Annotated in this window: 11 protein-coding genes; 8 read left to right on the forward strand and 3 right to left on the reverse strand. The window is 71.2% G+C overall.

Features of this window, described 5'->3' with window-relative positions:
* From B4E30_RS12885 to add, 4 genes are all read left to right on the forward strand, one after another.
* Positions 1–459 (forward strand): thiamine pyrophosphate-binding protein (locus B4E30_RS12885; RefSeq protein ID WP_286795500.1); only part of this gene is annotated, 459 nt, incomplete at its 5' end.
* Positions 456–1,070: a thiamine pyrophosphate-dependent enzyme gene (locus B4E30_RS12890; RefSeq protein ID WP_286795501.1), complete on the forward strand. Its 615-nt coding sequence runs from the start codon at positions 456–458 to the stop codon at positions 1,068–1,070. The genes B4E30_RS12885 and B4E30_RS12890, both read left to right, overlap by 4 nt.
* A 292-nt stretch (positions 1,071–1,362) precedes the next feature.
* Positions 1,363–2,970, forward strand: a complete 1,608-nt coding sequence (locus B4E30_RS12895; RefSeq protein ID WP_286795502.1) for a GMC family oxidoreductase — start codon at positions 1,363–1,365, stop codon at positions 2,968–2,970.
* A gap of 39 nt (positions 2,971–3,009) precedes the next feature.
* Entirely contained in the window at positions 3,010–4,044 is a 1,035-nt protein-coding gene (add, locus tag B4E30_RS12900; RefSeq protein WP_286795503.1) for an adenosine deaminase, read from the forward strand.
* A gap of 45 nt (positions 4,045–4,089) precedes the next feature.
* Here the strand turns inward: add and B4E30_RS12905 are convergent, their stop codons facing one another.
* The 3 genes from B4E30_RS12905 to B4E30_RS12915 form a co-directional block, all read right to left on the reverse strand.
* Positions 4,090–4,506 carry a hypothetical protein gene (locus B4E30_RS12905; protein WP_286795504.1) on the reverse strand — a complete coding sequence of 139 codons (417 nt, stop codon included), beginning with the start codon at positions 4,504–4,506 and terminating at the stop codon, positions 4,090–4,092.
* 47 nt (positions 4,507–4,553) lie between these two features.
* Entirely contained in the window at positions 4,554–5,144 is a 591-nt protein-coding gene (locus B4E30_RS12910; RefSeq protein WP_286795505.1) for a sigma-70 family RNA polymerase sigma factor, read from the reverse strand.
* An 84-nt stretch (positions 5,145–5,228) separates the two neighbouring features.
* On the reverse strand, positions 5,229–6,020 hold the full coding sequence (locus tag B4E30_RS12915) for an SDR family NAD(P)-dependent oxidoreductase (protein WP_286795506.1): 792 nt from the start codon (positions 6,018–6,020) through the stop codon (positions 5,229–5,231).
* 117 nt (positions 6,021–6,137) lie between these two features.
* Here B4E30_RS12915 and B4E30_RS12920 point away from each other — a divergent pair, with 117 nt between their 5' ends.
* The 4 genes from B4E30_RS12920 (at position 6,138) to B4E30_RS12935 (ending at position 9,270) form a co-directional block, all read left to right on the forward strand.
* Positions 6,138–6,647, forward strand: coding sequence for a MarR family winged helix-turn-helix transcriptional regulator (locus B4E30_RS12920; protein ID WP_286795507.1), 510 nt, complete (start codon positions 6,138–6,140; stop codon positions 6,645–6,647).
* Positions 6,644–6,997, forward strand: coding sequence for a TraR/DksA family transcriptional regulator (locus B4E30_RS12925; RefSeq protein ID WP_286795508.1), 354 nt, complete (start codon positions 6,644–6,646; stop codon positions 6,995–6,997). Before B4E30_RS12920 ends, B4E30_RS12925 begins: the two co-directional genes overlap by 4 nt.
* A gap of 97 nt (positions 6,998–7,094) precedes the next feature.
* Complete coding sequence (locus B4E30_RS12930) at positions 7,095–8,342, forward strand: MFS transporter (protein ID WP_286795509.1); 1,248 nt, start codon at positions 7,095–7,097, stop codon at positions 8,340–8,342.
* Between the two features lie 337 nt (positions 8,343–8,679).
* Positions 8,680–9,270 carry a nucleoside deaminase gene (locus tag B4E30_RS12935; protein ID WP_286795510.1) on the forward strand — a complete coding sequence of 197 codons (591 nt, stop codon included), beginning with the start codon at positions 8,680–8,682 and terminating at the stop codon, positions 9,268–9,270.
* Positions 9,271–9,343 lie beyond the last annotated feature (73 nt).

The raw sequence follows: 9,343 nt of genomic DNA on the forward strand, positions 1-9,343 counted from the left end.
CGCGCCGGGGTCAGCGTCGCCACTTACCTTCCCGACTCGCTCCTGAAGGAGCTGTATCCGGCGCTCGACGCCGACGCCGACATCCGCACCATCCCCGTCACCAACGAGGGAGAGGGCGCGGCGATCGCCGGCGGCGTGTTCCTGTCGGGCAAGCGCGCCGTGCTCGTCATGGAGAACTCCGGCCTGCGCGCCGCGACTGAGCACCTCGCCCGCCTGGGCCTCGGCGCCGGCATCCCGGTCGTCATGATCATGAGCTTCCGCGGCGAGCTCGGCGAGAACAACTGGTGGGCGATCCCCCACGGAATCACCATGGAACCGCTGTTGCAGACCCTGCGCACCCCCTACACGATCGTGCGCGAGGTCGAGGAGATCGAGCAGGCGGTGGTCAACGCGTACGAACACGCCTACGCCTCGTACCACCACGCCGCCGTCGTGCTCGGAGGAGGTCTGGTCCGATGAGCTACTCCCGTTTCGAAGCCATGAAGCTGCTCGCCGCGCGCCTGCAGGACGAGCTGGTCATCCTCTCGCTCGGCGGCGCCGTCGACGAGTGGTACAACGCCGCCCCGCACATGCGTGAGGCGAGCCTGTTCCAGCAGCAACTCGGATGCGTCTCGGCCGAGGCCTTCGGGCTCGCCGTCGGCCTGCCGCACCGGCAGATCGTGTCGCTGGACACCGACGGCGGACTGCTGTTCAACCTCGGGATCCTCGCCACCCTCGGCAATGAGCAGCCGACGAACCTCTTCATCGTCGTGTGGGACAACGAGCAGTACCAGTCCATCGGCGGCCCCCGCACCCACACCAACGGCGGACGCGTCGACCTCGCCGCGATAGCCCGCGGCGCCGGGGTCGAGAAGGCCTTCACCGCGCAGACGCTGGAGGAGTTCGACGAGCACTGCGCCGCGGGACTCGCCGCCGACGAGCCCTACATCGTCGTGGCGAAGACCGACGGCATCCTCGAGCCCGGTATCAAGCGCAAGCACTCCGACGGACGCGAGGACAAGTACATCTTCGTGCGCCACGTCGAGGAGACGGAGGGCATCACCATCATGGGTCCGAGCGAGCACAACTGATGCTGCACGTCTGTCCCCCTGGGGGTCTCCGCTGCGCGGCCGGCCGCCCGTCAGCCGCGGCCATGTCCCACTTTCCGCGCTCAACATCCCCTCAAAGCAGCCGAAAGTGGGACACACCCGCGGGGGACAGCCGCCGCCCTCCCGCCATGTCCCAACTTCTGCGCTCAACATCCCCTCTGAGCAACAGAAAGTGGGACATGCTCCAGGAGGAAGACCACTCCGCCGCGGTCAGCCCCTCCACCGCCGGCATGTCCCAACTTCTGCGCTCAATACCCCCTCAAAGCAGCCGAAAGTGGGACACGCCACGGCGCCACGCCGGAAGGGCGGCGGCCTGATGCCGTTCGTCGCTAGGCCCGCCGCCTCCTACGACTTCCTCGTCGTCGGGGGCGGCGCGGCCGGATGCGTGCTCGCCGCCCGCCTGTCGGAAGACCCGGATGCGACGGTGCTGCTGGTCGAGGCCGGCCCCTCCCACAGCGGGGTGCGCGAGATCCTCGAAGCCGCCCACTGGGATGCCCTCATCGGCGGACCGTACGATCACGGCTACGCCTCGACCCCCACCGAGCATGTCCTCGGCCGCGCGATCGCCATGCCGCGCGGACGCGTGCTCGGCGGCAGCTCGTCGACCAACGCGATGCTCTGGTACCGCGGCGCCCGCGCCGACTACGACGCCTGGGCTGAGCGCGGAGCGACCGGATGGGGATACGACGACCTCCTGCCGTACTTCCGCCGCTCCGAGTCACGGCCCGGGGGCGATCCGGCGTTCCGGGGTCTCGATGGTCCCGTGCGGGTCGGACCCCTCACCCGCGTGCATCCGATCGCGCATGCGCTGATGGATGCCGCCGGCGAGCGCGGCATCCCCGTGATCGCCGACGCGAACGCGGCCTCGAACGAGGGCGCCGTCTACGCCGATTACAACGCCGTCGAAGGCGAAGACGGCTCATTCGAGCGCTGGAGCACGGCCCGCGCCTACCTCGAACCCGCGCTCCACCGGCCGAACCTGCACGTGCTCGTGGACAGCCCCGTGCACGATGTCGTGCTCGACGGCACGGTCGCCACCGGCGTCCGTCACGAGGTGAACGGGGCGCTCGTCACCACCCGCGCATCCCGCATCGTGCTCGCGGCCGGCGCGCTCGACACGCCCCGCCTGCTGCAGCGTTCGGGCATCGGCGATCCGGCGCGACTGCGCGACGCCGGCATCCGTCCCCGCCACGACCTGCCCGGCGTCGGCGAGAACTTCCAGGACCACCCGCTGATCCTCGGCGTCAACTTCCGCGCCCGGCACGACCTCGGCGAGGTCCTCGGCAACGGCGGCGGTGCGATGGTGAACTGGCGCAGCTCCCACGCCCAGGCGGGCCCCGACCTCCACACCGTCATCGCGCACGGCTCCCGCGGCGACGACGCCCTGCACGCGCGCCACGACCTGTCGGGCAACCGCGTCTTCGCGCTCGTGCCGGGACTGTACGGCTCGCGCAGCGTCGGCTGGGTGCGCTCACGCTCGGCCGATCCGACGGTGCCGGCCGACTTCCAGCCGAACTACCTCGCCGACCCCACCGACCTGGCCGCCATGGTCGAGGCTCTGGATGCGGTGCAGGACCTGGTCGCCACCTCGGCCTACGCCGACCTCGCCGAGGGGCCGATCACCCCTCCGGTGGCGATGACCTCTCGTCAGCACCGTATGCGGTTCGTGCGAGAGAACATCGGCTCGTTCTTCCACTGCGCCGGCACCGCGCGCATCGGCACCGACGAGATGGCCGTCGTCGATCCGTCTCTGGCGGTGCGGGGCCTGCAGGGGCTGTGGGTGGCGGATGCATCCGTCATGCCCGTCATCCCGACCGCGAACACGCAGGCGCCCACCGTCGCCATCGCCGAACGCGCCGCCGACCTGCTGCGGGCAGACTGATACCACCCGCGGACCGCTCGACCCCACCCGAAGGACGCCATGCTCTCCACCACCGACTACCTGCGGCTGCTGCCGAAGGCCGAGCTGCACTGCCACTTCGTGTCGGTCATGCGCGTGCCGACCCTCATCGAGCTCGCCGCCAAGCACGACGTGGCGCTGAAGACCGACGACCTCGACGCGCTGCTCGAGTACGAGGGGCTGCCCGACTTCCTCGACGTCTTCAACGCCGCGCACCAGGCGCTCACCACGGGTGACGAGATCGCCCGCGTCGCCTACGAGGGGGTCGAGGATGCGGTGCGCGACGGCAACCTCCGCTACCGCGAGTACTTCATCAACCCCGACAATTTCGCACCCCGCGGCATCGACTACCCGAGCCTCATCGACGCGATCACCGACGGACTCACACAGGGCGAGCGCGACTTCGGCGTCGGGTTCCGCATCGTCGCGGCCATCAACCGGTCCCTGCCCGCCGCGGCGGCGACCGCCATGGTCGAGACGGTGCTGGCGCATCCGCGCGACGTCGTCGTCGGCATCGGGCAGGATGACCTGACACCCGAGCTCACCGAAGATCCGCTGCGGTTCCGCGAGGCGTACGACCTCGCGGGGCGCCACGGCCTCAAGCGCACGGCGCACGCCGGCGAGACCATGACCGCCTCACCCCGGAACGTGATCGACGCGATCGAGACGCTCGGCGTCGACCGGGTCGACCACGGCTACCGCGTCGTCGACGACGCCGATGCGCTCGCGCGGGCCGTCGCATCCGGAGTGCCCTTCACGTGCACCCCGCACTCGACGCACATGCTCTCGCACTGGGACTTCTCTCCCGAGCACCGCATCGCGCAGATGGTGCGCGCGGGCCTTCCCGTCACCCTCGCCACCGACGACGCGGTGTTCTTCAAGACCGACATCGGCCGGGAGTACACCCACGCCCTGCCGGTGATGGGTCTCGACGATGCGGATGCCGCGCGCATCGCGCGCCGCGGCTTCGAGGCCGCCTGGTGCGACGACGATCAGAAGGCCCGCATGCTCGCCGACGTCGACGCGGCCATCCTCGCCCTCTCCGCGTTGCGCTGACACGATGCCTGCCGCTCACCCGGGGAGGAGAGCCGCGCGGGTGGCTCAGTCCTGGTGGAGCTCGTCGTAGTCGGCGAGCGGCACGATGCCCGCCGCGCCCGCCGCGATGTGGTCGTCGCCGGCGACGAGAACGTCGGCCTGCAGCGAAGCGACGGCGAGGTACTCCGCCGGCGCGGTATCGGGCCAATCGAGGCGGCGGGCGATGGTGAAGGCCGTCGCGCGCGAGACACGATCGCCGAGCAGCCGGATCTTCAGACCCGCGAGCGTTTCCAGCTGCGCTCGGGCGTCCGCCTCATCCAGAGCGCCCTCTCTCGTCTCTTGATGAAGCATCGACAGCACATGGCTGCGCAGCACCGACGGACCAACCAGCGGATGCCGCCCGCCGATCTCGGGATCGTCGCGCACGATGCGCAACGCGGTCACGGCGTCGATCGCGAAACGTCGCACTTCGGGTGTCACCATGTCCCCACTGAACCCGACGTACGATCAGCGCTCAACCCGGTTGCGCGTCAGGCCACCACGGGTTCGATGGGCACGCCGTGGTGTCCCCGGAGCCGTGTCAACGCGTCACGGATGCGCGACTTCACCGTGCCGAGGGGGCAGCCGATCATCTCGGCGATCTCCGCGTGCGTGTGGCCGCCGAAGTAGGAGAGCTCGATCACCCGGCGTTGCGCGGTGCTCAGACCCGACAGCTGCTCTCGCAGGCGGGCGCCGTCGATGCGCAGCTCAGCCTCGGTCGCGGTGTCGCCGGCGGGCGTCGCCGCGGCGCGCGCCGCATCCGCGATGTCGCGCTCGCGGGCGGACTGCACCGAACGCACGCGGTCGACCGAACGGCGGTGCGTCAACATGAGGATCCACCCCTTCGCGGCTCCGCGGCCGGCGTCGAACGTCGAGGCGTTCCGCCAGATGTGCAGGAACACCTCCTGCAGCACCTCCTCGGCCAGGTGCCTGTCCCCGATGACCCGGATGGCGAGACCGAAGGCCGCGGGTGAGACCTGTGCGTAGAGCGCCGAGAAGGCACCGGTGTCACCCAGCGCGACGGCCGCGAGAAGATCACCGAGATCCTCGTGCGCGTCTGCCGCCTGGAGTGCGTCCGTCATGTCAGCATCCTCTGTCAGCCGAGCCCCGGCCGGCCCCTGGTTGCCACCGGCCCCGAGACCCGCTATGGAACCCTCCGGGCCGCCTCAGAGCATGGTCGTCAATGTGCCGCCGTCGGCACGCAGGGCGGCACCGTTCGTCGCAGACGAGCGCGGACTCGCGAGGTACGCCGCCAGGTGCGCGATCTCGTCCGGCTCGATGAAGCGCTGCAGCAGCGAGGTCTGATTCCCCGCGGTGATCGCCGCCTTGAGATCCTCGACGGGCATGCCCTGTGCCGTGGCGATCGCGGCGACGGTCTCGGCGACGCCGTGGGAGTAGGTCGGCCCGCCGAGGATGCTGTTGACGGTGACACCGGTGCCGCGCGTCAGCTTGGCCAGACCGTTGCCGAGCGCGATCGTCGCCGCCTTCGTGACGCCGTAGTGGATCATGTCAGCGGGCACGTCGACCCCCGACTCGCTGGCGACGAAGAGGATGCGACCCCAGCCGCGCTCGAGCATGCCGGGGAGCGCCGCGCGCGCCGACCGCACGCCGCTCATGAGGTTCACGTCGACATAGCGGGCCCATTCGGCGTCGGAGATCTCGGCGAACTCCTTCAGCTCGAAGACACCGACGTTGTTCACCAGGATGTCGGTTCCCGCCAGCGCCTCCGTCAGGCGATCCACCTGCGCGGCATCGCCGAAGTCCGCCGGGATGCCACCGACGTCTGCCCCGGGAACCTCGGCGCGGAGCGACGCCGCCGCCGTCTCGACACGCTCCTCCGAGCGGCCGTTGATCACAACCGACGCCCCCTCGCGCAGGAGGGCCGCCGCGATCGCGTACCCGATCCCCTGCGTGGATCCGCTCACGAAGGCCGTCCTACCGGCCAGTTCCTGTTCCATCCTGATCCTCTCTCGCGCACCTCCGCGCACACCGATGACTTTCCCCGTCACGTGACACGGTAGGTCGTTTGACTTTACTGAGCAAGTCACGAGGCACCCGGCGCTAGACTCTGAGACGTGACGCGACCCGAGGCATCCGCGCAGCTCACCGACGACGAGTTGGCGACATGGGCGTCGCTCGCGACCGTGCTGGAATGGCTGCCCGCCGCCCTCGACGCTCAGCTGCAGCGCGATGCGCAGCTCACGCACTTCGAGTTCGGAGTGCTCTATGCCCTCGCGCACGCACCCGAGACGACGCTGCGGATGAGCACGCTGTCGACCTATGCGAACAGCTCCCTCTCCCGCCTGTCGCGCGCCGCGACGCGCCTGGAGACGAGGGGATGGATGCGCCGCACGCCCGATCCGTCCGACGGGCGGTTCACGCTCGCCGTCCTCACCGACGCCGGCCTGGCGAAGGTCGTCGAGGCGACTCCCGGCCACCAGGATCTCGTGCGCGGCCTCGTGCTGGATCGACTCACCAGCGCCCAGAGGCGGCAGCTGCGGGAGATCTCCACACGGATCGCGCGCGGCATTCAGCCCGGCGCGTGGACACCCCCTCATGAACGCGAGGAGACGAGCGCGACATGAGCGAGGCCGGGCCCGAAGAGCGACTTCGCAAGAGACGTGACGACGTCGTGCGGCGCCTCGCCCACGTGAGCTCCGAGATCGACGGACTGCGCACCGATCGCGGCGCGGAGTCGGCCGACGACGAGCACGACCCCGAGGGCGTGACGCTGTCGGCGGAGTGGTCGCGACTGGAAGGTCTGCGCGAAGCCGCCGAGCGGGAGCTCCTCGAGATCGATGCCGCGCTGGCGCGCAGCGCATCCGGCGCTTACGGCGTGTGCGTCTCGTGCGGCCGACCGATCCCCGCGGCCCGGCTCGAGGCGCGCCCCGACGCCACCCGGTGCGTCGCGTGCGCCACCGCATCGGGCCGCTGACGGCGAGCGGCCGCCTCCGATAAGATCGGCTCGAAGCGAACAACAGTGGGCATGCGATGCTCTCCGGGCCGGGGGAGGCATCAGAGAGCGACTCACCGTGTCTTCGACCACCTCCGCGTCTTCGGCCAACCCTGGCCGATCGGCCCTCGCCGCCTACCGCGCCCTTCCCGCCCGCGCCGGGTGGGGATACCTGATCGCAACGTCTCTCGGACGGCTGCCGCTGTCGATGATGCCGCTGGCGATCCTCACGCTCGCCACCGCATCCACCGGCTCGATCGCGCTCGCGGGCGTGGCCGCCGCGGCCGCGGCGGTGGGAGAAGCCATCGGCGCTCCGACCGGCGGCGCCCTGAGTGACCGATTCGGACAGCGACCGGTGCTCCTGACCGGCGTCGTGCTGAACGTCGGGTTCGCGGTCGCCTTCGTCGCGACCATCGCCGACGCCCCCGACCTGCTGATCGTCGCGCTCGCCGGCGCGACCGGCCTCTCGCTCCCCCAGGTCGGCCCGCTCTCGCGCGTGCGCTGGATGGCGATGAGCGGCGACGACCTCTCGGCGGCCTTCGCGTTCGAGGGCGTCACCGACGAGGTCGTCTACATCATCGGCCCCGCCCTGGTCGGCATCCTCGCCGTGACCGTCTCCCCCGAGGTGGCACTGCTGTCTGCGGCGGCCCTCATCGCCGTGTTCGTGACGCAGTTCGCTCTGCACCCCACGGCCCGCTTCGCCATACGTCGGGCGGATGCGGCGCCGGCCGAGGCTCCCGAGACGACGCGCGCGCCCCTGCCCGTCTGGGTGCGCCGGTCCCTCGGCGCCGTCGTGCTCGGCGGCATGCTCGCGATGGGCACGTTCTTCGGCGCGAGCCAGGCGGGGCTGACCTCTTTCGCCCTCGCGAACGGACTCGGCGACTCGGGAAGCCTGCTGTACGCCGTCATGGCGGTCGGCTCCGCGGTGACGACGGTCGCCATGGTCGCGGTGCCCGACCGCATCGGGCTCGCGACGCGGTGGGTGCTCGCCGGAGCCGGGATGGCTATCGGCGCGGTCGGCATGATGCTCGCGCCGAACGTGGTCGCCCTGCTGGTGTGGGCCGTGCTCGCCGGAGCCTTCCAGGGGCCGGCGCTGCTGACGATCTTCAGCGTCGCGGGTTCCATCGCGCAGCCCGGCCGGGCGGGCATCCTCATGACCCTGACCGGCAGCGGCGTCGTGCTGGGCGTCGCCATCGGCACCTCGGCCGGAGGGGCGCTGGCCGCCGCCGGCGGTCCCGCCGCGGCGTTCGGCCTGGTCGCGACCGCCGCGGGCGTTCTCGCGGTGCTCGGCGGCGTCGTCGGCATCCTGACTCGCCCTCGCGCCTGACCCGGCGCTGCGCCACGCGGCCGTGCCGCCGTGCGCCCTGCTCCCTGCGGCGGTGCCGTGTCGCCGTGCCGCGCCGCCGTCCCGCCGCGCCTCGTGCGGCCGCGCCACCGTGCCCGGCCGGCCGGCCGTGCGCCGTGCCCCGTACTGCGCCGTCGAGTGCACGACGTCTCGCCGAGCGCACGGCCTGGCGACGGTCGAGAACCGGTCCACTCGACGACTCCTCGTGCAATTGGTGGCAGGAGGGCTCGGCGATACGCGGCGGAAACACGCGCACCGACGCCGCGAAACGTACGCACCCTAGCGTCGAGGTCATCCCCCGCACGAAAGAAGCATCGCTATGCCCCAACTCGCCACGACCTACACGATGACGCTGCCGGAGTGGCTGACATCGGAACTCGACGGCCTCCCGCGCATCCTCTCCACCAATGAGGAGCGGATGGCGCTGGTCAACCAGCTCGCCGACCGCAACTGGCGAGCCGGCAACGGAGGCCCGTTCGCCGCAATCGTCGTGGACGAGTCGACCGGCGAACTGGTCTCGGCCGGTGTCAACGTCGTGCTGAGCACCGGGATCACATCCGGACACGCCGAGGTCATGGCACTCGCCCTGGCGCAGCGGGCCCTCGGCCGCTGGAACCTCGGCGAAGACGGTGCGCGTCTGGCGCTCGTCGTCAACTGGCGCCCCTGCGTGCAGTGTTACGGCGCGACGATGTGGAGCGGGGTCCGGTCCCTCGTCGTCGCCGGCGAAGGCCCGGAACTGGAGGAGATGACGGGCTTCGATGAGGGCCCCGTCGTCGCAGACTGGGCAGACCAGTTCCGCGCCCGCGGCATCGAGGTGACGATCGGAGTGGCCCGCGACGAGGCCCTCGAGGTGTACCGCGCCTATGGCGCGAGCGAGAGCCTCGTCTACAACGCCCGCGGCGACGCCTGACCCAAGGCCCCGGGCGCACCGGTGACCGGGGCGCCGGGGCCGGGGCGCCGGGGCCGGGGCGCCGGGGTCCGGG

Origin of the sequence: Microbacterium sp. UBA3394 (assembly GCF_002358725.1) — a bacterium.
Lineage (GTDB): Bacteria > Actinomycetota > Actinomycetes > Actinomycetales > Microbacteriaceae > Microbacterium > Microbacterium luteum.

What these genes read in the sequence shown, in the direction of transcription:
- B4E30_RS12890 (WP_286795501.1), top strand. Translation starts at nt 456, where the DNA reads ATGAGCTACTCCCGTTTCGAAGCCATGAAGCTGCTCGCCGCGCGCCTG.
- add (WP_286795503.1), top strand. Translation starts at nt 3,010, where the DNA reads ATGCTCTCCACCACCGACTACCTGCGGCTGCTGCCGAAGGCCGAGCTG.
- B4E30_RS12905 (WP_286795504.1), bottom strand. Translation starts at nt 4,506, where the DNA reads ATGGTGACACCCGAAGTGCGACGTTTCGCGATCGACGCCGTGACCGCG.
- B4E30_RS12910 (WP_286795505.1), bottom strand. Translation starts at nt 5,144, where the DNA reads ATGACGGACGCACTCCAGGCGGCAGACGCGCACGAGGATCTCGGTGAT.
- B4E30_RS12915 (WP_286795506.1), bottom strand. Translation starts at nt 6,020, where the DNA reads ATGGAACAGGAACTGGCCGGTAGGACGGCCTTCGTGAGCGGATCCACG.
- B4E30_RS12925 (WP_286795508.1), top strand. Translation starts at nt 6,644, where the DNA reads ATGAGCGAGGCCGGGCCCGAAGAGCGACTTCGCAAGAGACGTGACGAC.
- B4E30_RS12935 (WP_286795510.1), top strand. Translation starts at nt 8,680, where the DNA reads ATGCCCCAACTCGCCACGACCTACACGATGACGCTGCCGGAGTGGCTG.